Here is a 22,924-nt window from a genome sequence, read left to right on the forward strand (position 1 = left end):
CAAGAATGGCCGAGCCGGCCCGTCCAGGTCAGGCTTTGTGTCATGGTATGTCAATTCCATTGCATATGATTTGAGCAAGGCGTTAGAACCCACAATTTGGTTGCCCAGTCTGTTCTTGTGCGCGATCACAGGGAGACAGAGGCTGTGGCGACAACATCGGCAACCGTGTTGAAGGGTGGTGACTGGTCGGCAATCGATCGTGATGGTGTCACCTGGTATGTGAGCAATAGCGTTTCCGCTACCGGGGCTGTCGTACTGTCAGGCGTCAACAGCCTCACGATCTCCAATGGTGCTGTCGTGTCAGGCGCCATGCTCTCGGGGGGTATCCCCACGGTTTCGGTGCTGAGCGGCGGCGCCATGATTTCCTCCACCGAGGTCAACGGTTATCTGCGTGTCGCCAGTGGCGGCATTATTTCAGGAAACACGCTCAATTCGGATGAGGTCACCCTTTCTGCCGGGGCCAGTTCGGTGCGGGACGTGTTTCTCAACAGCGGTTCCGTGGCTGATGGCAATGCCTATGTCTATGTGTCCTCCGGCGCCAGTCTGCTAGAGGCGACCATGACCGATGGCGCTCAATCCGGATTAAGCGCCTTTGCCTATTCAGGTGCCACTGTATCAGGGCTTACGCTTGGTTCGGGTGCTGCGGCCTATCTCTCCTCCGGAGCGGTTGCAGCGGATATCGATGCGGGCAATGGCAGCGTACTCTCGATGGCAACAGCCTATGGTAGTGCAAACGCTTCCGTTGCGCCTTCTACGCAAGGGGCCACAGTGCTCACCGGGGGCACCTGGTCGGCGGTGCTGTCAAACAACACCACCTGGTATGTGAGCGGTGCTGTCTCAGCCAGCGGACGCGTCGTTCTGTCGGGTATATCGACCCTGACCATATCGAGCGGTGCTGTGGTTTCCGGGGCGACGATCAGTGGCAGCGTGGCGACTGTTTCGGTGATGAGCGGTGGCGTGATGCAGAACTCGCTGCTGCTCAATGGCTATGTCTCAGCCATGAACGGCGCCACCCTCTCGGCCAATGTTCTGAATTCTGATGTCGTCTATCTCTATTCGGGCGCACGCTCGGTCAGTGATACCTACCTCAATAGTGGCTCAGGCACGGACGGGTATTCCGATGCCTATGTCTATAGCGGGGGCAGTATCGAAGCGCCGTATATCGGGGCCGCCACAAATGGCGGTTTCACGGTATGGGTCTCGTCAGGCGCCTCGATCAGCGATCCGACGCTTGTTCGCAATGGCGGTCAGCTTTCGGTATCGGGCGGTACGTTCACCACCACTGAACCTGCCCCCTGTTTTCTGGCCGGCACCCTGATCGAGACAGAAAACGGCTTGATACCGGTCGAGGATATCCGCATCGGCGATCACGTCATGGCGTATCAGGGTGAAAGCTGCACGCCGCGCAGGGTGATCTGGGCCGGGCGGACACGCGCAGTTATCGATGCGGGAAAGCCCGATGATCTCTCTGGCTATCCGGTGCGCGTTGTCAGGGATGCGCTTGGTGAAGGCAAGCCGTTCAGGGATCTGATGATCACTGCAGAGCATTGCCTGTTTCTGGATGGGGCCTTTATTCCTGTGCGCATGCTCGTGAATGGCACATCCATCCACTACGACAAGACAGTCGCTGAGTATGAGTATTTTCATATCGAGACTGAAGACCACGCCATTCTCATGTCTGATGGGGCGCTGAGCGAGAGCTATCTGGACACCGGAGACAGACGACGTTTTCGTCAGGCTGGCACGATCCATGTGCTGGGTGGTCGCGTTTTGACATGGCAGGATTCTGCCGCAGCCCCTCTGGTGATCGAGCGCAGTTTTGTCGAGCCCATCCACGAGCGCCTGATGCGTCGGGCCGAAACCCTTTCGCTTGGGCAGGGAGGGGTATCGCAACGGCACGTCACCCATGATCCTGACCTGCATATCGTCACGGAGTCAGGCGAATGGATTGCCGGCTGTCAGCGGCAGAACGGGCAATATGTCTTTACCGTGCCGGAAGAGGCGCAGGATATCCGTATTGTTTCGAACAGGAGCCGGCCGAGCGATGCAGTAGGCCCTTATGTCGATGACCGGCGCATGCTGGGCGTGCTGGTCAGCGACATCAGGATTTATGACAGCTGGGGGACGATCGAATTGCCGCATGTTCTGGCAGGCGGGATCGCCGAGGGCTGGAAGCCGATCGAGGCATGTGGGCGGCGCTGGACTGATGGCAATGCCAGCCTCTTCCTGCCTGAGAGGCGCGCTGGCGGTATCACGCTTCTCGCACTGCGCATCGATGTGGCTGGCCCCTATGTGACAACTGCCGACCCGGCAGCGATCAACGATAGGAGCAGGTCACACAACAGGAATTCAGCCCTCACGCATGAGGCGCATTCCGCGCGTCTCTACGCCTGATCTACTTCCCTGTACGTTCCGAGCCTGTGATACCGCCGCTTCCAGCGGCGGCTTGACATGGGAAGGGCTGAGACCTCACCGGATCAGTAGCTCATGCTGATCTGGCCAAGGAAGGAACGGCCGGCCGAAGGGGTGGCGCGATTGGAAAACAGGCTCTGGTAGTTCAGACGATTAGCCAGATTGTAGCCGTTCAGCGCAATTTTCCAGTGCTGGCCCAGACGATGGGAAATCACGGCATCGAAGTCCAGATTGGCCGGGACCTTCAGGGTGTTGGTCGTGTTGAGCCAGACATGCTGGCGCCATGTCATGCCGCCACCGAATGAGAGATTGTACGGCGTATTCGGGAAGGCCTCGTACACCGACCAGAGAGTCGCCTGGTTATGGGGCACATACTGCACCTGCTTGCCCACTGCAGCAGCCGTATCCGAAGCCAAAGTATCGCTGTCATACAGGGCGTAAGTGGCTGAGATGTTCCAGTGGCGTGTGATCATGCCACCGACGGAAAGCTCGAGCCCCTGATTACGCTGCCGGTCGCTCGATCCCTGAACCTGCCCGGTAACCGGGTCGGCATTGATGGCATTGTTCTTTTCCAGTCGGAACAGCGAGGCCGTGAACCCCATGCGGTCATGAAAAGCGCTGTATTTCGCACCGACCTCGTAGAGATTGGCTTTCTCCGGGCTCGCAAAGCTGTTTGTGCCGGGGCGTATCGGCACGGAGCCGTTGGTCACATACATGCCGCTTGGCGTGGTCGAGGTTGCCCAGGTGAAATAATAGGTCTGATGCGCATCGGGCGTCGCGACGAGGCTGACATTGGGGTTAAAGACGCTGCTGACCTGATGGTAATGAATATCAGGATTGGTCGCGACATTGCCGCCTGTCAGATTATAGCTGGTCTGCCAGCGGTCCCAGCGGAAGCCACCCTTCACCGACAGCCAGTTGGTGAACCAGATCTGGTCATAGAAGAACAGGCCGGTATCAAAGCCATAGCCGTTTGAATGTGATTTGGCCCCCAGAGCACCGAGGCTGACCAGCCCGCCCGGATTCAGATCGCCAGGCACCAGAAGCAGATTGCCGACATAGGGGTTGGGGTTGACCAGCGAGGCATAGGGCTTTGCCTTGAGATAGGTCGATTGCGAGCGCACATCGTTGACACGTTCGAGATCGAAACCTGTCACGATCTGATGCTTCAGAAAACCCGTATGAAAATCGGCCACCATCGAGCCGACATTCTGCACCGACCAGCTTGTCTGCTGATAGGGCAGGGGCGCCATGTATGTGCCCGGCCCCTTGCCGTTTCCGGCGCCATTGGGGCCTGAGCGGGCAACGAGCGCCGAACCGGCGTGACCGAGGAAGTAATTGTTTACGCAGGTCGTGTCGCAGGTGGCTTTGGAGGCAGCGAAAGTCCGGTAAAACTGGCCACCGCGCAGATCATCGAAGAACTTGATATGGTCGTTTAGTTTGTAGGAGAAACGCGCCGTTTCCATATTGTCGTTGGTGGCGTTCTGATCGTTGTTCGTGCCGTAGAAATTGGTGCGGCGAATGCCGTACTCCGTGATCGGACCGCCAGTTTTCGCACCGGGTGGTGTGACGACAGGCACACCGAAATCCGGGATCGAGTTCTCCTGCTGGTGCATGTATTGCAGCACCAGTGTGGCCTTGCTTCCGAGCCCGAAAGCGATGGAGGGCGCAATACCCCAGCGATGCGAATAGAGGAAATCGCGCCCGACAATATTGTTCTCGTTGCCCATGCCGGTGATGCGCAATGCGGTGTGGTCATCCAGCTTCTTGTTCACGTCGAGGACGCCCCGATAATAGGAGCCCGACCCGCCATTGAACTCGGCGGCATAATGGTCGCGCAGGGTGGGGGTCTTGGTCACCATATTGATGGCGCCGCCCGTCGTCCCGTTGCCGAACACCTCTGATGAAGGGCCCTTGATGACCGAGATCGTCTCGAGGTTGAACGCATCGCGGCTATAGACGCCGAAATCGCGCAGCCCGTCCTGATAGATATCGTTCTGGGCCTGAAAGCCGCGGATCAGGAACTGGTCGCCATTCATGCCGCCCGCGCCCTCGCCAATCGATGAGGTCACACCCGGCACGTTACGCAGGGCTTCATCCACCGATTTCACGTTCTGCTGCTTCATGAGCATCTGCGGTACGATATTGATCTGCTGCGGCGTATGAAGCGCGTCCTGCGGCATGCGCGACAGGCCGATCGGGTCTTTGAGTGTGTTGAAGCCGTTGCCGAGCACGGTGATATGCTCGTCGGACTTCTCCTCAGATTTCTGCTTTTCGACCTTCCGTTGACGCTGCGGTTTCCTGTCCTTGCGGTCCGCTGAACTGTCGTCAGCGGCGTGGGTTTGAGTCGCACCGAGAATGATCCCGGTGAGCATCGGTAGCAGGGACAGGGATGTGCGCGAGAGGGATCGCATCGTGCGCGACGCTCCATTTCAGTTGCGAGGATTTCGCAACTACTTAATGAAAGCGCGACTAAGTCTCAATTGATTTGTTGCGAAATATGTGTGGTTTTTTGCGAAATGTTCGAAACGTTCCCGCAGGGTATCGACGCAATACGTCTGATCAGGCCCTTCAATCACCTGCCGGGAGTCGGCGTGGCGCGCACTATGCGACCTCGTGCCAGGGGCGTGGCAGGCGAAGTGCCGTGTCGGGGCGTGACGCGCCGACCCTGCGTCACGGTAATCTGCCTTAGGCTATCGTAAGGGGATCCGTCAGAGAGCCTGTGCCGGCCATGTGCTCGAACAGGTGCAATCGGGGCAGGTGTGACGCGATGGCGTGTATATGCCTCCCCCGGCCTGAATATGCTTGGGCGTTGTTACCACTCTTGCTGGGGGGGCACGCCGGATCTGACTCGTGCTGCTGCCTGCTTTGGGCAAGCTGTTCTCAAAGGCGATGTCTGGGGATGTTATGATCTGGCGATCCTGACCATACGGGGCATGGGTGTGGCACGGGATCTGATACGGGCGCTCTCGCTTTTCACGACAGGCGCCGAAGCGCGACACGTCAAATCGATGAATCTCTACGCCCGTTTTCTCGGGGAAGGCTGGGGGGTCGCCTGAAACGTTGCGCAGGCCGGGATATGGCATCGACGTTCGGCTGAGGCAGGCGATACAGGGTCCAGCATAGCTATGCGACCCTGCTCTGTGATCGCGGTGCTGATCGGGTGGCATTCATGTGGTGGCGCAAGGCCGTACATGAGGCAAAGTCTGACATTCTGCTGGCCATGCGCGCGCGGCTTAAGTCCCGTGTGCACGCGGCAAGGGCGCCCTGTTGCGGGGAGGAAACGGTGCTGCCCGATCTGGTCAGGCAGCGTCTGGCGGGGCTGGAACTTGACGTCGGGTTACCGCTCCCTCACGAAACAGTCTCTTGATCTGCGATGGTTTTTGGGGAAGGTCGTTGGACCTTTAGCCAGATCGCCTCTTGCCGGGTGATCGCTGCCGCAGGCCGGAAACAGGAGCGCGATGAGTGATGTCCGACAGCCATGTCTTCAGCAATGGGCGATTCAAGGCGCGCGTTGCTGCCCACGGTGCCGAGCTTTGTTCACTTTGTGACGAAACGGGGCGCGAGCTCATCTGGAGCGGGGGCGCCTGGCCACGCCATTCTCCCGTCCTGTTCCCGATTGTAGGGCGTCTGCGCGACAATCATGCCCTGATCGATGGTCTCGACTATACCCTCACGCAGCATGGTTTTGCCCGTGACCGCGTGTTTCGCTGGGTCGAACGCCATGAGACGGGTTGCACGCTGGTGCTTGAGGATGATCCGACAAGCCGGGCGATCTTTCCTTTCGCCTTCCGGCTCACGCTGCAATACACGCTCGATGAAGACGGCCTGCACCTTGCCTATACGCTGGGCAATCCGGACAGCCGGAGCCTTCTCCATGCGTCGCTCGGGGCTCATCCGGCCTTCATCTGGCCGCTGGTGCCGGGAACAGACAAGACAGACCATGTGCTCGAATTCGAGGCTCCCGAGCCAGAGCCTCTGGCCGTTCTTGAGGAAGGGCTGATTGCGCCGGGGGAGCGTCCCAACCCGGTCAAGGATGGAATTCTGCCGCTCGATGACAGCCTGTTCGACCATGACGCGCTGATCTTCCTGCATCCGGTGAGCCGCAAGCTGCGGTTTCATGCCCGTACGGGCGAGGCGCTGGTTTTCTCGTGGCATGGTTTCGAGCAGCTTGGCATCTGGATGAAGCCAGGCTCCGATTTCCTCTGCCTCGAACCCTGGATGGGATATTCCAGTCCGGCCGATTTTGACGGTGCTTTCGAGGAAAAGCCGGGATTGCTGCATCTTCAGCCCGGTGAAAGCTGGTCGGCTGGCTGGTCGGTTCGATTGGGCGCCTGATCGTCCGGGCGGCCAAACGAGGGCTTTCCGGATGGTCCGTCACCCGCGCTGTCATCAAGGGGCGAGAGACGAGGGTGTCATCATAACATCCCTTGCATCCTCGGTCCGGGAGTGAAACGGTAGTGGCACTTCCTGCTGCTTTCGTTTCCGAGGCCTCATGACACGTCGCTCGCTTTTCGCCCTCCCGGCACTGCTTTCTGTTGCCGCGCTGACCCTTGCCTCAAAACCTGCCCAGGCCTGGGGTCCCTATGGGCATGCCATCGTCGCTGATATCGCACAGAGCCGCCTCACGCCGCAGGCTGCCAGTGCCGTGACGCAGCTTCTTGCGCTTGAGCATCATCAGAGCCTCGATCAGGTGGCGTCATGGCCCGATACGATCGGGCATGTGCCGCCGGAAAAAGGCGGCCTGCCCCAGACGCTGCCGTGGCACTATGTCGATACCGATGCTTCTTTTGCGACCTATGACAAGGCACGCGATTGCGGCAACGATATCTGCGTCACCGAAAAACTGCCTGAAATGGAACACGTGCTGGCAGATCAGAACGCGACGCCCGAAGCGCGTCTTGCTGCCCTGAAATGGGTGGTGCATCTGGTGGGCGATCTGCATCAGCCCCTTCATGCTGCCGAGCGCGACCACGACAAGGGCGGCAACATGGTGAAGGTCTCGTATTTCGGTCAGGACCGGAACGGCCATGAGAACCTTCATTCATTGTGGGATGAGGGGATCATGGACCATGAGCGGCATCTGGTCGTGGGGCCGCATTATACGATCGATTTTGCCAAAGCCCGTGAAGAGGCCGACCGGCTGAACAGCCAGATCACCCCTGGCCAGGCTGCATTCTGGTCCGGCGCGCTCTCTCCCGACACCATGCATGAGGCTGTTGTGCAGTGGACCGATGAAAGCCACGGTCTGGCCCGTTCCATTGCCTATGGTGCGCTGCCCGGCGGCAACAGGAAGGATCTCGGCGCGGCTTACACGGACATTGCTTTTCCGGTGATCGAGACGCGCCTGCAGCAGGCGGGGGTAAGGCTCGCAGATGTCCTGAATACGGCGCTTTCTGCGCCTGTCAGCGCAATGGGTGCCCCTTCCTCCGCAACACCCTGATCGTTTTCAGGATTGAGGCGCGTTCTGCGATGCGCCTCGACCGGGCCGTATTCGTTCCCGTCAGGCGTTCTGCGATGATGCGAAGACCTGCTGGTAAAAGGTCAGTTCGCGCGTGAAGCTGTCCTGCAGGGTCTGTTTCTGACGAAAACCGTGACCCTCACCGGGGTAGATGTGCAGGGCGGACTGCCGCCCTCGCGCCACAAGCGCATCATGCATGGCCTGGGCCTGTGCCAGAGGCACGACCTTGTCCTGGTCTCCGTGGAGAAACAGTGTGGGCGATCTGATCGTCTCGACATGGCTGATCGGTGAGCGTTGCAGATAGAGGGCGGCTTGCTCGGGGTAAGGGCCAATCAGTCGATCGAGATAGCGGGACTCGAATTTATGCGTCTCCTCTGCCAGAGCGCGCAGATCGGTCACACCGTAAAGCGAACAACCCGCCGCAAAGACATCGGACATCGCCAGCGCCATGAGCACGGTCAGCCCTCCTGCACTGCTGCCTCGTATGACGCAGCGTGCGGGATCGACCAGCCCCTGTGCGACGACATGGCGCACGGCTGCTATGCAATCCTGCACATCGACGACACCCCATTGCCCCTCAAGGGCTTCGCGGTATGTGCGCCCGAACCCGGTCGATCCCCGGTAATTGACATCGAGCACGGCAAAGCCGCGACTGGTCCACCACTGCACCTTGAAGGAGAAAGCTGTGCTGGCCCGTCCCGTGGGGCCACCATGCGCCATGACCACCAGAGGCGGCTTTTCGTTGTCAGCAAGACTGTGATGCCGGTTTGCTGGGGCATAGAAAAGCGCGTGAGACAGGATACTGTCCCCGCCAGATGCATCAGCGTCGACAGGGAAAGTGATCGGTCGGGCTATCGCACAATCCTGCGCATCGATGCCCGATGGAAAATCGAAAGCACGTCTTATGATCCGTTGCGGGTGGCCAATGACGATGGCGGGGGGGGCATCGGGGGCAGTCTCGATCCAGGCAGGCTCGTCACCAAACCAGACAGGTACCTGAGCGGCATCGATATGCGGCCATGTCGTCCAGACTCCATTTTCAAACAGGGCGGTACGGCTCAGACCCTCTGTGATGATCTGGGCCATGACACGCCCCTGCCCGATGGGCGACAGGCTGCGCTGACCGAAAACCCAGTGTGGAAAGCCTGTCTCGCCTCCCGGATCTGGCAGATAGTCGGGGCCGACCGGTGTGTCTGTCTCATTCGGGATGAAAAAGCGGCAGGGCCGCCAGCTGCCCTGCGTGTCCAGACTGACCAGAAGCGTATCAGCGCTTTCCCAGACGGGATCGACACAGCTGCACCGCGTATCATCGCCTGCGAGTATCCGTGTTGCGCCAATATGCGGGCGCCTTGCCTGCCATGATAGCGGTGCGATGAGGAGTTTCGTGGCATCCCAGGGCATGTCGGGGTGGGACCAGCTTATCCATACCAGATGCCCGTTGCCGGGTGCGGGGCGCGGTGCGGCGTAGAAATCATCACCTTCGACCAGAACGATTTCGTCCTGCCTGTCGAGCCAGACAATGGCGGCTCGGGGTTCGCCTTCCCCGCGATGATCTTCCCTGACGCAGAAAACGCCGCTGCCAGTGGCATCGAAACTGAAATCCGCATAGGCGCAACCCGATGTGCAGGCCATGGGGGTGATGCTGCCATCGGGATGACAGAGCGAGACAGCCCCGGTCTTGCGATCGCTGAAAACGACTTTCTGGCATGCAGACACCCCATAGGCGCCGCCACCATATTCATGGACATTCGTGCCGATCTGGTAATCGACGGGGAGCAAATCCCGTTGCGTTTCGCCGCGTTTGAGGCTGACAAGGGCCGTGCGCCCCCCTTCCTGCGGTCTGCCTTCGAGCCAGTATAACCTGTCTCCCTGTGCCTGAAGCTCGGAAAGGGACACGCTACGCCCTGCCACGAGGTCGGATGACACCCAGGAAGGCCAGGAACCGGAAGGGATCGAAGATGGATTCGTCATGGGATTCAGGATAATCCGGGAGAAACCATCTGACGAGTTTTCCCGGGAGCGGCTTTCAGGCATCAAGTCGACCTCTTTATCGCTACGCCTGCAAGGATCAGAGCCCTGCTGCATTATCTGGAACATCTGCTCAAGGAATATGGCTACGGCATTGTCGGCGTCGTCGTCATGCTCGAGAGCATGGGCCTGCCTCTGCCTGCCGAGAGCCTGATCATCGGCGCGGCCCTCTATGCCGCGACCACGCATCATCTTGAAATCCGATGGGTCGCTGTCGCGGCCGTGACGGGTGCCATCATGGGTGATAATTTCGGCTATCTGATCGGACGTTCGATCGGGTTCAAGCTTCTGCAAAAGCATGGTGGCAAGGTTGGCCTGACCCATGAGCGCCTGCTGCTGGGTCGCTACCTGTTCAAGCGTCATGGCGGGACCGTTGTTTTTGTCGGGCGCTTTGTCGCGATCCTGCGCGTGTTCGTGGCCCTGCTTGCCGGGGCAAACCATATGCCCTGGCGCTCCTTTCTCTGGCACAATGCGCTTGGTGGCGTGGTGTGGGCCGGTGGGTACGCTATCGCGACCTATTTCCTCGGCAAGGAAATCCTCAGTCTATCCGGGCCTCTGGCCATTGGTATCGGCTCACTCGTCGTGATCTTTCTTGGCGTCTGTCTCTATTTTCTCAAGAAAAATGAAAAGCGTCTGACCGATGAGGCCTTGAAGGAAGCCAAGGCCGAGGAACGCTCAGGAAAGGCCAGGGCATGAGTGACGCTTATCCATCCTGCCGGGGTAAAACGGCAATTGTCACAGGTGCAACAGGCGGACTTGGCCTTGCGACGGCGCTTGGCCTGGCCCGCGCTGGTGCCGAGGTGATCGTGACAGGGCGCAATGCCGAAAAGGGACGCGCGGCGCTGGCGACGATCCAGGCGGCCCTTCCCGATGTCATCCTGCGGTTTGAGGGGCTCGACCTTGCCTCGCTGGCATCCATTGCACGCTTTGCCGAGCGTATGGCCGACCAGCCTGTGCATGTGCTCATCAACAATGCCGGTGTCATGGCCCCGGCGCAGCGCCGCGCCACACAGGACGGATTCGAACTCCAGTTCGGCACCAACCATCTTGGGCACTTTGCGCTCACCGGCAGGCTTCTGCCTTCGCTCATTGCCGGTCAGGCCCATATTGTCACGGTGGCGTCTCTCGCTGCATGGCGGGGCGATATTCCGCTTGATGATCTGAACGCCGCTGGGCGTTATCGCCGCTTCGACCGGTACAGCCAGAGCAAGCTGGCCAACCTGATGTTCAGTCTTGAGCTCAACCGGCGTGCTCATGAGGCGGGGGCGCCTTTGCATGTTCGCACCGCTCATCCTGGCTGGTCCACCAGCTCCATCATTTCCAACAGCGCCGCGCTGAGTGCGGCGCAGACGCCCGTTTCACGCCTGCTGGCTTATGGGCAGGATCGTGTCGGCAATGCCCTGTTCCGCCTGCTGGGGCAGGACGTCACTGCAGGTGCCGAGCCTATTCTCTATGCGGCCTTGTCTCCCAAGGCGCGTGATGGGGGCTATTACGGGCCGATCGGTCGTGGGGAACGACGCGGGCCACCGGGGCTTGCCGTTATTCCACCTAGGGCCACGGGGCTTCCCCTTGCGTCCAAGCTCTGGCAGGCTTCCGAGAACATGACCGGAGTCCGGTATGACTGGGAGGTTGTCCGATGAGCATGACCCTGTCCGTATTCAAGGAAAGCCTGCAAGACGGTATTCCGCCCGATCCTGTGTCACCCGCGCTGCTTGCACTGTGGTGGGCCAAACGGGAGGACTGGGCGGCCGCCCACGAGATCGTGCAGGCCAATGAGCGTGACCCGGAATGTAACTGGGTTCATGGCTGGCTTCATCGCGTCGAGGGTGACACTGACAATGCCCGCTACTGGTACCGGCGTGCCGGTCACGCGATGGGCCATGGTGATCTGATGGAAGAATGGCAGGCTATCGTCATTCGCCTGCTGAGCGGTTCGGGCTATTAGAGCCCAGTCAGGGCCATCCTGACAGGAGGCGCTGCCCCATGCCCCGCCGAAGGACAGTCGTCCTTCGCAACTCTGATCAAGAGCCGAAACGGGGATCGAAGGGGAAATTCCCTCCGCGGGTGCAGGGCAGAGCCCTGCATACCCCGGACATACAGATGTCTGTCCGGGGACGCTGATCAGCCTTCCTGCTTGGGCAGGTTCTCAGCGATATAGGGCGGCAGGTTGAAGCTGCCGACATGGATTTCCGGGGTCCAGTAACGTGTCGTGCCCAGAATACCTGCGGCCTCTGCGCGGGTACGCACGTCTTCGACAGTCTGCTTTGTCGGGTTCACGCCCTTGGCGGCAACGCCGAGCGTCATGAAGCCACCGACATAGGTCGGCACGGCGGCAACATAGGCCGAGACATGCGGGAAGAAATTGGCACGGCGCAGGCTGGTTTCACGCAGTTCATCCGCCTGCATGAATGGCACGCCGCACTGGTTCACGATCAGACCCTGAGCGGAGAGGATGCGGGCGCAATCCTTGTAGAAGGCATCGGTGAAGAGCACTTCGCCCACGCCGATCGGATCGGTCGAGTCGACGATGATGACATCGAACGAGCCGTCCGCTGCCTTGGCGACATAGTCGATACCATCGCCGACGATGACATCGGCGCGCGGGTCATTCCAGGCGTCGCCAGCGATATTGGGGAGATGCTGCTTGGAAAGCTCGATAACCGCCCCGTCGATCTCGACCATGACGGCCTTTTCAACGGTCTTGTGCTGGAGCACGCGACGGAGCACGCCACCATCGCCTGCGCCGATGATCAGCACGCGCTTGGCATCGGGGTGGGTCAGAAGCGGGACATGCGTGAGCATTTCCTGATAGACGAATTCATCGCGCTCGGTGATCTGGATGACACCATCGAGAACGAGCACGCGGCCGTGGAAGTCGCTTTCAAAGACGACGATGTCCTGAAAGTCGCTCTTGACGCGTGCGAGCTCGCGCGTGACGCGAAAACGCTGGCCCCAGTCGGGGTAGAGGGTTTCGTTGATCCAGGATTCAGACATGAGGCGGTCTCTCCCAATTTTATCAAAAAAAAGGCCGGGCAACGGGCCCGGCCTTGTCTGCTTTTGAGCGCAGCGTAACGCGCTCAGCCTGCAGGCGAGATCTTTTCACGACCACGACGCACTTCGTCAGAGACGACGCGACCGGCCTGGAAAAGACGCTGCATGACCGGAATCGTCAGATTCGGGTCGCAGGCGCCGCACATGAACACGTCAACGGCGGCAAAATTGCGCTCGGGCCATGTGTGGATCGAGATGTGGCTTTCGGCCAGCACGATCACGCCCGACACGCCGCCATTGGGCGTGAAGTGATGGAAGTGGCTGTGCAGGATTGTTGCCCCTGCGGTAACCGCTGCCTCGCAAAGCGTGGCGTCGATCGCTGCGGGATCGTCCAGATTCGTGGCGTCCCAGAAATCGATCAGCAGGTGATGACCGGCGAAGCGTTCACCATCACGCTCAATGAAGTAATCCTTGCACACCTCTTCATGAGATGTGTTCGATGTGACAGTCTGGTTATCTCTCGGGAGTCCCGATACCATCCCCAGTTGAGCAAGTGCGTTCATCACGTACCTCTAAACCAGTAGACAGCCTGTTGGGCAACATGCCCCCTTGGGCCAAGGCCGCCCGATTAAAGGTCATGCCCCCCGGATGCAAGGACTTTCTGCCCGATTCATCCGATTTTCTTCATATTGTTACTTGACCCGGCCAAGGCTGTGTCGCTGCGACAGCACACAATGCGTTTGCCTGTTCCTGCAAGCTTGGAGATGGCTTCAGGCCGTTGCCACGACCTGAAATGCCCCGATGAAATGCCAGTTCTGGAGCAGGGGCGAGCAGGCCTCATCGAGGGCTGCAAAGGCATCGGGGTGATCCTTCTGGAAATCCAGATAGGCCCTGTGCGACGTCCATTCATCAATGGCGATATAGTCGCCTGGCTTGTCGAGATCGGCAATGAGGCGTGTGCCAAGATAGTCGCGAACATTGCGATAGAGCCGCGCCCACGGGCCTTCCGGCCCGTAGGTCGACTCGAACAGCGCAGTCTGGCTTGGCACGACGCTGAATGCCCTGACGATCTCGCAGGTCACGTCCTTCAGTCCCTGGTAGCGATGGATCTGCCTTTCGACCCCAGATCGGCAAAAGCCTCTTCCAGGCGGTCGACGATGCTCTTTTCACCAACGCGCAGCCATTTGCGCGGGTCATAGAACTTCTTGTAGGGCGCGTCGGTCTCGGGGTCGATCTGGTGCAGGAAAGCCTTGGAGTGATCGAGCACGTATTGGCCAATGCCATTGGCAAAGGCAAACTGCACGTCGGTGTCGATATTCATCTTGAACACACCATAGGACACGGCAGCGGTGATCTTGTCCTTTTCCGACCCCGATCCGCCATGAAAGACGAGCGCGAGCGGCTTGGGGCCAAGGCCCGTCTTTTCAGCGACGTGCTCCTGTGAATGGAGCAGGATCTCGGGCCGAAGCTGCACGTTGCCCGGCTTGTAGACACCATGCACATTGCCGAAGGACGCTGCCACAGTGACGTGACCGAGCGGCGAGAGACGGTTCCAGGCGGTAAGGACGTCTTCGGGCTGCGTGTAGAGATGGGCATTGTCCTCATGATCTTCGAGATCATGGCCCACACCGTCTTCTTCACCACCCGTGACACCCAGTTCGATTTCAAGGCTGATCCCGAGCTTGGCCATGCGGGGCAGAAGGCGCGCACATTCGGCCAGGTTGTCCTCAAGCGGCTCTGCAGAGAGATCGATCATATGAGAGGAGAAAAGAGGCGGACGCCCGGCGGCAACCTCAGCCTCACTCAGATCGAGCAGACCTTCCACCCAGGGGATAAGCTTGCGATCGGCGTGGTCTGTGTGAAGAATCACGCAGATGCCGTATTCCTTGGCCAGAAGATGGACGTGGCGGGCCATCGAGGCAGCGCCCAGCACACGGGCCCGGTGCTGATCAGCCAGACCCTCGCCGGCGTAGAAACGTGCACCGCCATTGGAGCACTGGACGATGACGTCGGAGTTGTTCTTCGCTGCGGCCTCGAGCACGGCATTGACGCTGTCGGTGCCTACGACGTTGACGGCAGGAAGAGCATATCCGCCCTGCTTGCAGGCCTCGATCAGGGTGAGATAGTCATCACCTGTGACAACTCCCGGGGGCAGGGCTCGGCTGGGGCGCGACGCATTCGGGTTTGTAGGGGTCATAAGGATCTCATGTCTCTGAAAACGGGTCGTCTCAACCAATTTATCGCGATCCGCAGGCGCAATGCCTAGACCTTTCATGGACACATTGAAGTCATTCTCGTTGCAGTTCTGAAGGATTAACGCGCGTTGGGCAGTTTTGGCTTGCGCTGATCGACCCGTTCGGTCAGTTCTGAGGGTCCGCCATCGGGCCGCTCTCAAGTTTCGCGCGTTGCCCACCGGCATCAGACCAATGCGCCAGACGGATGGACCGGTTGAACAAGAACGACACTTTCGCCTCGCCCGACAACGAAGACCCCGCTCGGGACAGTGTGGCCTGCAACGCCAAGCGCCGCCAGATTCTTGATGGGGCCGAGGCGATCTTTCTCGAATCCGGCTATGAAGGGGCTTCCATGTCCCAGATCGCCTGTCGTGCCGGCGTGTCGAAAGGGACGCTCTACAACCATTTCGAGAACAAGGCAGCGCTGTTTGGCGCTGTCATCGAGGATCTGAGCCGGGGTAAACTCGCGCCCGCCATTTGTCAGAGTCACCTGACGGCCATGACATGTGAGGAATCAGCCACCAAGCTGGCCGAGCGGTTTATCACCGTTCTCCTTCAGCCTGGCCCGTTGCGTCTCTATCGTATTATCGTATCCGAAGCGCCGCATTTTCCGGTTCTGGCCGATACATTCTGGCGTCACGGCTTCGGACGCACGCTCAAGACCATGACAGACTGGATCGGGCACTGGGTCGAGCGGGGGGACATCGTCACCGATGACCCGCTTTTTGCCGCTGAGCAGTTCATGGCGCTGTGTCAGACACGGCTTGTCCAGCGCAAGCGTTTCGAGTTGCCCGTCGATTGCAGCGAGGAACAGATTCATGACGTCGCAAGGCGTGTGGGCAAGGCCTTCATGGCGATAAACGGTCGCCCATCCTGAGATAGTCGCGCCATTTTTCCCGTCCATTGGGCTGAACAATCGCCCTGGTTCCGGATCGAGAGAGGGTGATTGTGGGAAAATGAGGGGCAGGCGTATAGCGTTTGGGTGAAACCGTCAGCGAAAAGCTTTCCCATGCGCCTTTCATTTGCCTGTATTGCCTCGTTTTCCGGTCTGGCAATGACAGCCTGTCTGTTCGCGCCTGCTGGCCATGCCAGTCCGCCTGTCGAGCCAGCACAGATTATCGCCCGTTTTCCCCATGACCCTTCGGCGTTCACCGAGGGATTGTTCTATCGAGATGGCGCGCTTTTCGAGAGCACGGGGCTCTCGGGCCGATCAGTCATACGACGGGTCTCGCTGGAGACGGGCAAGACCCTCGCACAGGCTACCGTGCCCGACGGGCATTTCGGTGAGGGCATTGTGGACTGGCAGGATCGTCTGATCAGCGTCACATGGCGCAGTGGTAGCGGCTACATCTGGAGTTTCCCGTCACTGACGCTGGGGGGACGATTCCATTATGCCGGAGAAGGCTGGGGCCTGACCCATGATGACAAGACACTGATTCTTTCGGATGGAACGCCTTGTCTGAAGCATCTTGATCCTGTGTCATTACATGTCATCAGCAAAATCTGTGTAACGGCCGATGGTGTTCCAGTAAACAGACTGAATGAACTGGAATATATTCATGGAGAAATCTGGGCAAATGTATGGATGACCCCAGAAATAGCCAGAATCGATCCCGTAACGGGTCAAGTGAAGTCATGGGTCGATCTGACGAATCTTGAAGAAGAAGTTGGCCTGGACGATCCGGACGCTGTGCCGAATGGCATCGCCTATGATCGCGAAAATGATAGATTATTCGTTACCGGAAAATATTGGCCAACGCTTTACCAGATTAAAATTCCTTCCTATAAACACTGATTTGAAGCAAAATTGGAACTGCCCACGTCTTGATTACATAGATGTGACCGGAAAACGAAGATAAGTGTTTATTCGCCCGTGAATAACGTTATGAGATGCTTCTGTGCCTCCCTTGTGGAGCAATAAAAAGTCTCAAAAGCGAACGAGAAGCCCTTTCAAAGTCCAAGGCACCGTTCAAAGAACATGGAGCGGCATGTGGCATATTCGGATAAAGACTGGCCCCAGGGTACACAGACATTGGGGCGCGGCCTGTCAATCATTCTGGCCGTCAAGGCCGGCGTCGATACGCTTTCCGAATTGGCGCTGGAGATTGGCTGCACACGCAGCACAACACAGCGCCTGACAGCAGCCCTGTTACAGCAGGGCTGGTTACGCCTGAAATCCATGGGGCGCTATGGTCTTGGTGAAAAACTGACATCGCTCACAACCCAAGCACAGGCTGTTACTCCTCTTCTGGGGCTCGCATCCCCATTGCTGCAGAATCTGAACGAGACAACGGGTCGTATGGTCCATCTGGGTGTTCGGGCAGACAGTGCGGTCATCTATCTGATGCGTCTGGAAGGGCGTATGCCTCTTTCTGTGCGTAGCCGGACAGGCCAGCACCTCCCGCTTGCACGCACGGGTACGGGGCGTGCGCTCATTCTCGACGAATTGGAGACCGAATGGGCGCGTCTCTATCGCACCAGTTATCGCCATATGCCTGCCGGACTGTCGAGCTGGATCAATCGCATGCGCTTCTATCGCTCGACCGACTGTGTGTTCGATTTGGAAGATGACGAGATTGGTATCCACTGCGTTGCCTCCCCGGTGCGCGATGCTTCGGGCAGCATTGTGGCATCGATCAGTGTGACGGGTGGGGCAGGCGATATGCCGCTTTTGCGTATGAAAGCCCTGGCCCCTCAGGTGCGCCAGACAGCATCGTTGCTGTCGGCCAAGCTCGGTTGGCACGAGCTGAGCGACGTCGCCGACTAGGTTTGCCATTCCTGTTGGCCGGATCGACATATCTGGCCAGCTTTCGGCTCGGAGAGGCAAGCGGGTCGCCGATGGCCGGTCGTGATCGATACGCCCATCGGCTTGGCCAGCGATCGCGAGGCGCGCTGGCGATGCGCCTTAGAAACTGCCATGCAGTGAGGCAAAAACCAGTCGGTTGAGCACTGGCACAACCAGATACTGAAGCCCTAGCAGTACCGCGAGCGGGCTCAGATCAAGGGCGCCGAATTGCGGCAGGATTGAGCGAACGGGGTTCAGTACAGGCTCGACAATGCGACCCAGGAAAATCACGACATTGTAAACGAGGCGGTTGCCCGGATCGAGAATCCGGAAACCCACCAGCATGCTCATCACGCAGTAAAGCAATAGCGCCCATGTGAAGAGCTGAATCAGCATCATGAGGATGTTGTAAATGGTGATGATCAGCAAATCCGGTCTCTTTGAAAAACGATGGAATGCCTAGCTTAGCGTTTGGCAGGGCCGCGAGACAACATGTCAGCTGCGCAAGCCCTCCGGCCGGTTGCTGGAGCGACCATAAAGCAGGCGAATCTTGACTTTGGAGCAGGACCGTGTAGCTTCCGACGCGTTCCGTGGGGCTGTAGCTCAGATGGGAGAGCGCCTCGTTCGCAATGAGGAGGTCAGGGGTTCGATTCCCCTCAGCTCCACCATGGAACACTCTCCGACTTTCGATATGTCCCGATGTGCAGCGGCTTAACGCACCCAGACCTGTCCGGCGCTGAACGAGATCCAGATATCATGCTGGGCAAACCAGTCGGCTCCGAGCAGCATGTCGGCATTGTCTCGCATGTCGGACACGGTCAGTACCGGGTCTTTCCACACTGGATTGCCGGTACCGGGCTTTTCTTCCTGCAAATGCAATTCGTGAAAATGATGCCAGTGATACCAGCGTGCATTGAGATCCACGCCGCTTGTCACGCCGCCCTGATCCCGGCGCAGGATATCGTCACTGATGCCCATGGCGTTGGCAAAGCGCCGTGAGAGTATGTGAGAGCGTGCGCCGCTATCGAGCAAGGCAAGCCCCTCATGACCGTCCAGCGTGAAAGACAGCGCCAGACGGGCCCCTTCGCGTCTGGCCCGCAAGGTTGTGTAACCGGCAGGCCATGAAGGCGCGATGTGGCAGCGTGCGTCGCGTGAGGGTGAACGCCACAGCGTGAGGCGTTTTTGCGGTACGTTGAACTCGACATCCATCCCGCGCAGCAGATCGACGCCCATGAGACCGGCAATCGGGGGGGACAGGACCGGAAGCCCCGGCAGGGCGCCGAGTGGTATCGAGCGCGAGCCCAGAGGAAGCAGCCCGAAGGACAGAGCGCGTATCATCATGTTGGGGGCGAGCTGACCACGCCCGTTTGGCCCCTGTATGACCGTCAGATGCGCCGGATCGGCTGCGAGCTTGAGAGCCGAGGCGGCCTCTGGCGTGATCAGGCTGCCTTCAGAACCCGTATCGACAATGAATCGCGCCTGACGTCCATCAAGCACAACAGGGGCGTTCAGGAAGAGCCCGTCATTATGGAGCGGAATGTCGGCAATACGTTCGGGCGTGCAGGGGCCGGCATGGGCACGAGACAGGCCTGAGCCCGCCAGCATGATGGCGAGGAGAAAGGCAACAGGGCGCATCATTCTTGTTATTTCCTTGCGCGTGGATGGGCCTGCCAGACGGCAAGGAGGTGGCGTTCATCGGCCAGCGTATAGGCCTGCGTCGTAGAAAGGCTGGCGTGACCCAGGAGTTCCTGGATGGCACGCAGATCCGCACCGCCCTCCAGCAGATGGGTGGCGAAGGAGTGACGCAGTGCATGAGGGGTGGCGCTGTTGTCCAGACCGCTCTGCTCGCGCCAGACCTGCATGACACGGCGCGCCACGGCGGGTTGCAGACGCTTGCCGCGTAACCCGACGAAGAGCGGCGCCTCCGGGGCCGGACAGGGATGCTGGCTGCGCCACAGGGCCAGTGCCTTGAGGACATTTGGCAGAAGCGGCACAAGTCGCTCCCGGCCGCCCTTGCCGGTAACGCGCAACCCGGACTCCGCAGCACGGTCGCAGTCACGCAGATTGAGCGCCAATGCTTCGCCGATACGCAGGCCCGCGCCATAAAGCAGGGTGAACAGGGCTTCGTCGCGCGCGGCGCAAAGCGGGTGCTGCTCAAGGGCTGCAATATCGACAGCCGCACTGCGTGCCATGTCGCGTGAAAGCGGGCGCGGCAGACGCTTGCGTGTCTTGGGTGCCTTGAGCTGGCGCAGGGCGCTGGCGCTGACCCCATGCCTGATATGGAGGTAGTGATAGAATGACCGTAATGCCGAGACCCTTCTGGCGCGCGAGCGGGCGCGACCATCGGGCGTGCCTTTCCCGCTTTCGGCTCGGTTCGTGTCATAGGCCAGCCACGCCCTGAAATCGCTTGTGCGCAGGGACGCGAAGGCGGAGAGATCGGGCTCCTGCCCCAGATGCTCGCCCAGAAATGCCAGAGCGGTCGCGACATCGTTGCGATAGGCCAGAACAGTGTTGGGGCGCGCCCGTTTCTCATGAGTCAGCCAGTTGAGCCATGAATCGAGACATTCATGCATCAGCATGACGGCGGACCTCGTCTCGGCTAAGAGGGCAGGGCAGAAGGGGGCGCTTGGGCAGCATGACAGAACCGAGCTTAGTGAAGCTGAAGGCAGATGGCGAGAGAGCTGTGCGCATCAGCGTTCTGCTGCCGCTGCCTTTTCCCACAGCCCTTGATTATCTCGCGCCTGAAGGTGCGGTTGCGCCGGGTGACCTGGTCAGTGTGCCGCTCGGGCGACGTCAGGAGACCGGCTGCGTGTGGGACACGCAAAGCGACGTTCCCGCCGATTTTGCACCCGCCGCAGCACGCCCCATTGCGCTCACACGCCTCAAGCCGGTGCTGGGGCGGCTCGATATGCCTGCCATACCGGGTGATCTCAGGCGGTTTATCGACTGGCTGGCCGCTTATACCCTGACGCCGCCCGGCCTTGTGCTTGCCATGGCCATTCGCGCCCGTCACACCATGCCCACAAAGGTTCAGCTCGGTTGGGTCAGGGGGCAGGCCGACCCGGCAGGGTTGCGCATGACGCAGGCGCGTCAGTCGGTGCTGGAGGCCGTCAGTGAGGTTCCCCTCTCCACGGCAAGCCTGACGGAAAAGACCGGCGTCTCGTCATCTGTCCTGCGGGGGCTGGCGGCAGCCGGATTGCTGCAGGAGGTCCCTCTGGTTTCGGCACCGCTATTTGCCACGCCAGACCCTGCTTTTCATCCTCCCCATCTTTCAGATGAACAGCAGGCGGCCGCGCATGTACTGGCCAGTGCGGTGCAGGGGCACAGCTTTGGCGTCACCCTGCTTGAGGGGGTGACCGGCTCGGGCAAGACCGAAGTCTATTTCGAGGCCATCGCCGCCTGTCTTGCGGCCAACCGGCAATGTCTCGTGCTGCTGCCCGAAATTGCGCTTTCCACGCAGTGGACAGATCGCTTTGCCAGACGCTTTGGCGTGCAGCCTGCGCTCTGGCATTCCGAACTGGGCGGCAAGAAACGCCGCGAGACATGGCATGCCATTGCCAAAGGTCAGGCCCCGGTTGTGGTGGGCGCACGATCGGCCCTGTTTCTGCCCTTCCCCGATCTCGGTCTGATCGTGGTGGATGAGGAGCATGAGACAGCCTTCAAGCAGGAAGAGGGAGTAACCTATCACGGGCGCGATATGGCCATTGTCCGGGCGCGCCTGTCAGATGTGCCGGCCATTCTTGTTTCTGCCACGCCCAGTCTCGAGACGCTTACCAATGTGGAGCACGGGCGCTACCAGCACGTGGTGCTGCATAGCCGCCACGGCAACGCCACGCTGCCCGATGTGCGCCTTGTCGATATGCGCCGGGCGCCGCCCGAGCGCGGCCAGTTTCTGTCGCCTGCCCTGACAGACGCCATCAGCGCGACCTTTGCGCGTGAGGAACAGGCCATGCTGTTCCTCAACCGTCGTGGCTATGCGCCCCTCACCCTATGCCGTGCCTGCGGTCATCGTATGGAGTGCCCCAATTGCTCGGCCTGGCTGGTCGAGCATAGGGCCCGGCAGATCCTGACCTGCCATCATTGCGGGCATCATGAGCCCCTGCCCGATACCTGCCCGTCCTGCGCTGCCGAATCCAGCCTCGTGGCCGTCGGGCCGGGTATCGAGCGCGTGCATGAGGAAGCGCGGCTGCATTTTCCCGATGCGCGTATTCTGGTCATGGCATCCGATACGCTGGGCTCGCCCTCAGCGACGGCCGACGCAGTCAGGCGCATCAGCGATCGCGAGATCGACCTTGTGATCGGTACCCAGATTGTTGCCAAGGGCTGGCATTTCCCTGACCTCACTCTTGTGGGTGTGGTCGATGCCGATCTCGGTCTTGGCGGTGGCGACCTGCGTGCCGCCGAGCGCACGGTCCAGCTTCTGCATCAGGTGGCGGGTCGCGCTGGCCGTGCGGAAAAGCCCGGGACGGTTCTGCTTCAGAGCTATCTGGGGGACCATCCCGTTATGAAAGCGCTCGTCTCGAATGATTATCTGGCGTTCATGGAGCAGGAATCGGCGCAGCGAAAGCCCGGTTTCTGGCCGCCCTACGGGCGTCTGGCTGCGGTCATTGTCAGTGCGGATTCAGCCGAGGCCGCTGATAAGGTTGCCAATCTGCTGGGCGCACGTGCCCCGGAAGGCGCCGGTATCCAGGTGCTTGGCCCTGCACCGGCCCCTCTCGCTATCCTGCGGGGTCGCCATCGGCGTCGCCTTCTGCTGCGTACCCGACGCAACGTGGCTGTTCAGCCCATCCTGCGAGCATGGCTCGAGGGCGTGAAACTGACGAGCCATGAGCGCATCGATATCGATATTGACCCGATTTCGTTTCTCTAGGAAGGAAGCGTTTCGCCGACTTGTTGGCATTGGGGCGCGGCCCCAAACCCCGCCAAAGGACAATCGTCCTTTGGAAACCTGCTTACTTCGAAGCGGGGGTTGAAGGGGTGTGCCCCTTCACGGGTGCAGGGCAGCGCCCTGCT

The 22,924-nt window shown here is 59.9% G+C and carries 21 protein-coding genes and 1 tRNA gene; 13 read left to right on the forward strand and 9 right to left on the reverse strand.

The window, feature by feature from the left end; translation table 11 throughout:
* Nucleotides 1-144: 144 nt before the first annotated feature.
* On the forward strand, nt 145-2,394 hold the full coding sequence (locus F3J08_RS17545; protein WP_122038351.1) for a Hint domain-containing protein: 2,250 nt from the start codon (nt 145-147) through the stop codon (nt 2,392-2,394).
* Between the two features lie 83 nt (nt 2,395-2,477).
* On the opposite strand, the gene F3J08_RS09000 is transcribed toward F3J08_RS17545, so the two are convergent.
* On the reverse strand, nt 2,478-4,826 hold the full coding sequence (locus F3J08_RS09000; protein WP_205206841.1) for a TonB-dependent siderophore receptor: 2,349 nt from the start codon (nt 4,824-4,826) through the stop codon (nt 2,478-2,480).
* Nucleotides 4,827-5,174: 348 nt separating this feature from the next.
* Here F3J08_RS09000 and F3J08_RS09005 point away from each other — a divergent pair, with 348 nt between their 5' ends.
* From F3J08_RS09005 to F3J08_RS09020, 4 genes are all read left to right on the forward strand, one after another.
* Nucleotides 5,175-5,471 (forward strand): tetratricopeptide repeat protein, encoded by a 297-nt coding sequence (locus F3J08_RS09005; RefSeq protein ID WP_166929403.1) that lies wholly within the window; start codon nt 5,175-5,177, stop codon nt 5,469-5,471.
* A 113-nt stretch (nt 5,472-5,584) separates the two neighbouring features.
* Nucleotides 5,585-5,782: a hypothetical protein gene (locus tag F3J08_RS09010; protein ID WP_166929405.1), complete on the forward strand. Its 198-nt coding sequence runs from the start codon at nt 5,585-5,587 to the stop codon at nt 5,780-5,782.
* Between the two features lie 98 nt (nt 5,783-5,880).
* Nucleotides 5,881-6,750, forward strand: coding sequence for an aldose 1-epimerase family protein (locus tag F3J08_RS09015; RefSeq protein WP_166929407.1), 870 nt, complete (start codon nt 5,881-5,883; stop codon nt 6,748-6,750).
* A gap of 157 nt (nt 6,751-6,907) precedes the next feature.
* The gene (locus F3J08_RS09020) at nt 6,908-7,855 is read left to right on the forward strand and encodes a S1/P1 nuclease (RefSeq protein WP_166929409.1); all 948 of its coding nucleotides are present in this window, start codon (nt 6,908-6,910) and stop codon (nt 7,853-7,855) included.
* 60 nt (nt 7,856-7,915) lie between these two features.
* On the opposite strand, the gene F3J08_RS09025 is transcribed toward F3J08_RS09020, so the two are convergent.
* On the reverse strand, nt 7,916-9,844 hold the full coding sequence (locus tag F3J08_RS09025) for a S9 family peptidase (protein ID WP_166929411.1): 1,929 nt from the start codon (nt 9,842-9,844) through the stop codon (nt 7,916-7,918).
* Nucleotides 9,845-10,012: 168 nt separating this feature from the next.
* Between F3J08_RS09025 and F3J08_RS09030 the strand changes: the two genes are divergently transcribed.
* The 3 genes from F3J08_RS09030 to F3J08_RS09040 are packed head-to-tail and all read left to right on the forward strand — an operon-like array spanning nt 10,013 to nt 11,846.
* Entirely contained in the window at nt 10,013-10,597 is a 585-nt protein-coding gene (locus F3J08_RS09030; RefSeq protein ID WP_062165547.1) for a DedA family protein, read from the forward strand.
* Nucleotides 10,594-11,541: an SDR family oxidoreductase gene (locus F3J08_RS09035; RefSeq protein ID WP_166929413.1), complete on the forward strand. Its 948-nt coding sequence runs from the start codon at nt 10,594-10,596 to the stop codon at nt 11,539-11,541. Before F3J08_RS09030 ends, F3J08_RS09035 begins: the two co-directional genes overlap by 4 nt.
* A complete protein-coding gene (locus F3J08_RS09040) occupies nt 11,538-11,846 on the forward strand; it encodes a hypothetical protein (RefSeq protein ID WP_231944596.1) in 309 nt (102 codons plus the stop codon). The genes F3J08_RS09035 and F3J08_RS09040 overlap by 4 nt, the downstream gene beginning before the upstream one ends.
* 176 nt (nt 11,847-12,022) lie before the next feature.
* Here F3J08_RS09040 and speE read toward each other — a convergent pair whose 3' ends face one another.
* The 4 genes from speE to fbaA all read right to left on the reverse strand — a co-directional run bounded on the left by speE (nt 12,023) and on the right by fbaA (nt 15,089).
* Complete coding sequence (gene speE / locus F3J08_RS09045; protein ID WP_023978245.1) at nt 12,023-12,895, reverse strand: polyamine aminopropyltransferase; 873 nt, start codon at nt 12,893-12,895, stop codon at nt 12,023-12,025.
* An 83-nt stretch (nt 12,896-12,978) separates the two neighbouring features.
* On the reverse strand, nt 12,979-13,455 hold the full coding sequence (gene speD / locus F3J08_RS09050; protein WP_023978244.1) for an adenosylmethionine decarboxylase: 477 nt from the start codon (nt 13,453-13,455) through the stop codon (nt 12,979-12,981).
* Nucleotides 13,456-13,662: 207 nt separating this feature from the next.
* Entirely contained in the window at nt 13,663-13,974 is a 312-nt protein-coding gene (locus F3J08_RS09055) for a hypothetical protein (protein ID WP_166929415.1), read from the reverse strand.
* Between the two features lie 5 nt (nt 13,975-13,979).
* Nucleotides 13,980-15,089, reverse strand: a complete 1,110-nt coding sequence (fbaA, locus tag F3J08_RS09060; protein ID WP_031240430.1) for a class II fructose-bisphosphate aldolase — start codon at nt 15,087-15,089, stop codon at nt 13,980-13,982.
* 251 nt (nt 15,090-15,340) lie between these two features.
* Between fbaA and F3J08_RS09065 the strand changes: the two genes are divergently transcribed.
* From F3J08_RS09065 to F3J08_RS09075, 3 genes are all read left to right on the forward strand, one after another.
* Entirely contained in the window at nt 15,341-16,003 is a 663-nt protein-coding gene (locus F3J08_RS09065; RefSeq protein WP_166929417.1) for a TetR/AcrR family transcriptional regulator, read from the forward strand.
* 132 nt (nt 16,004-16,135) lie between these two features.
* Nucleotides 16,136-16,921 (forward strand): glutaminyl-peptide cyclotransferase, encoded by a 786-nt coding sequence (locus F3J08_RS09070; RefSeq protein WP_122038343.1) that lies wholly within the window; start codon nt 16,136-16,138, stop codon nt 16,919-16,921.
* Nucleotides 16,922-17,116: 195 nt separating this feature from the next.
* The gene (locus F3J08_RS09075; protein WP_162922153.1) at nt 17,117-17,893 is read left to right on the forward strand and encodes an IclR family transcriptional regulator; all 777 of its coding nucleotides are present in this window, start codon (nt 17,117-17,119) and stop codon (nt 17,891-17,893) included.
* A 138-nt stretch (nt 17,894-18,031) separates the two neighbouring features.
* On the opposite strand, the gene F3J08_RS09080 is transcribed toward F3J08_RS09075, so the two are convergent.
* Entirely contained in the window at nt 18,032-18,340 is a 309-nt protein-coding gene (locus F3J08_RS09080) for a YggT family protein (protein WP_370458697.1), read from the reverse strand.
* Nucleotides 18,341-18,503: 163 nt separating this feature from the next.
* Here F3J08_RS09080 and F3J08_RS09085 point away from each other — a divergent pair.
* Nucleotides 18,504-18,579 (forward strand) — tRNA-Ala (locus F3J08_RS09085).
* Nucleotides 18,580-18,622: 43 nt separating this feature from the next.
* Here F3J08_RS09085 and F3J08_RS09090 read toward each other — a convergent pair.
* Nucleotides 18,623-19,549: a retroviral-like aspartic protease family protein gene (locus tag F3J08_RS09090; protein WP_166929419.1), complete on the reverse strand. Its 927-nt coding sequence runs from the start codon at nt 19,547-19,549 to the stop codon at nt 18,623-18,625.
* 5 nt (nt 19,550-19,554) lie between these two features.
* The gene (locus tag F3J08_RS09095; protein WP_166929421.1) at nt 19,555-20,490 is read right to left on the reverse strand and encodes a tyrosine recombinase XerC; all 936 of its coding nucleotides are present in this window, start codon (nt 20,488-20,490) and stop codon (nt 19,555-19,557) included.
* A 56-nt stretch (nt 20,491-20,546) separates the two neighbouring features.
* Between F3J08_RS09095 and F3J08_RS09100 the strand changes: the two genes are divergently transcribed.
* A complete protein-coding gene (locus F3J08_RS09100; protein ID WP_166929423.1) occupies nt 20,547-22,781 on the forward strand; it encodes a primosomal protein N' in 2,235 nt (744 codons plus the stop codon).
* The last annotated feature ends 143 nt before the right edge of the window (nt 22,782-22,924 follow it).

Origin of the sequence: Asaia sp. As-1742, from assembly GCF_011753235.1 — a bacterium.
Lineage (GTDB): Bacteria > Pseudomonadota > Alphaproteobacteria > Acetobacterales > Acetobacteraceae > Asaia > Asaia bogorensis_B.

Coding starts and splice junctions, on each gene's coding strand:
- F3J08_RS09000 (WP_205206841.1), bottom strand. CDS start 4,826: ATGCGATCCCTCTCGCGCACATCCCTGTCCCTGCTACCGATGCTCACC.
- F3J08_RS09010 (WP_166929405.1), top strand. CDS start 5,585: ATGTGGTGGCGCAAGGCCGTACATGAGGCAAAGTCTGACATTCTGCTG.
- F3J08_RS09015 (WP_166929407.1), top strand. CDS start 5,881: ATGTCCGACAGCCATGTCTTCAGCAATGGGCGATTCAAGGCGCGCGTT.
- F3J08_RS09020 (WP_166929409.1), top strand. CDS start 6,908: ATGACACGTCGCTCGCTTTTCGCCCTCCCGGCACTGCTTTCTGTTGCC.
- F3J08_RS09025 (WP_166929411.1), bottom strand. CDS start 9,844: ATGACGAATCCATCTTCGATCCCTTCCGGTTCCTGGCCTTCCTGGGTG.
- F3J08_RS09030 (WP_062165547.1), top strand. CDS start 10,013: ATGCTCGAGAGCATGGGCCTGCCTCTGCCTGCCGAGAGCCTGATCATC.
- F3J08_RS09035 (WP_166929413.1), top strand. CDS start 10,594: ATGAGTGACGCTTATCCATCCTGCCGGGGTAAAACGGCAATTGTCACA.
- F3J08_RS09040 (WP_231944596.1), top strand. CDS start 11,538: ATGAGCATGACCCTGTCCGTATTCAAGGAAAGCCTGCAAGACGGTATT.
- speE (WP_023978245.1), bottom strand. CDS start 12,895: ATGTCTGAATCCTGGATCAACGAAACCCTCTACCCCGACTGGGGCCAG.
- speD (WP_023978244.1), bottom strand. CDS start 13,455: ATGAACGCACTTGCTCAACTGGGGATGGTATCGGGACTCCCGAGAGAT.
- fbaA (WP_031240430.1), bottom strand. CDS start 15,089: ATGACCCCTACAAACCCGAATGCGTCGCGCCCCAGCCGAGCCCTGCCC.
- F3J08_RS09070 (WP_122038343.1), top strand. CDS start 16,136: ATGCGCCTTTCATTTGCCTGTATTGCCTCGTTTTCCGGTCTGGCAATG.
- F3J08_RS09090 (WP_166929419.1), bottom strand. CDS start 19,549: ATGATGCGCCCTGTTGCCTTTCTCCTCGCCATCATGCTGGCGGGCTCA.
- F3J08_RS09095 (WP_166929421.1), bottom strand. CDS start 20,490: ATGCTGATGCATGAATGTCTCGATTCATGGCTCAACTGGCTGACTCAT.
- F3J08_RS09100 (WP_166929423.1), top strand. CDS start 20,547: ATGACAGAACCGAGCTTAGTGAAGCTGAAGGCAGATGGCGAGAGAGCT.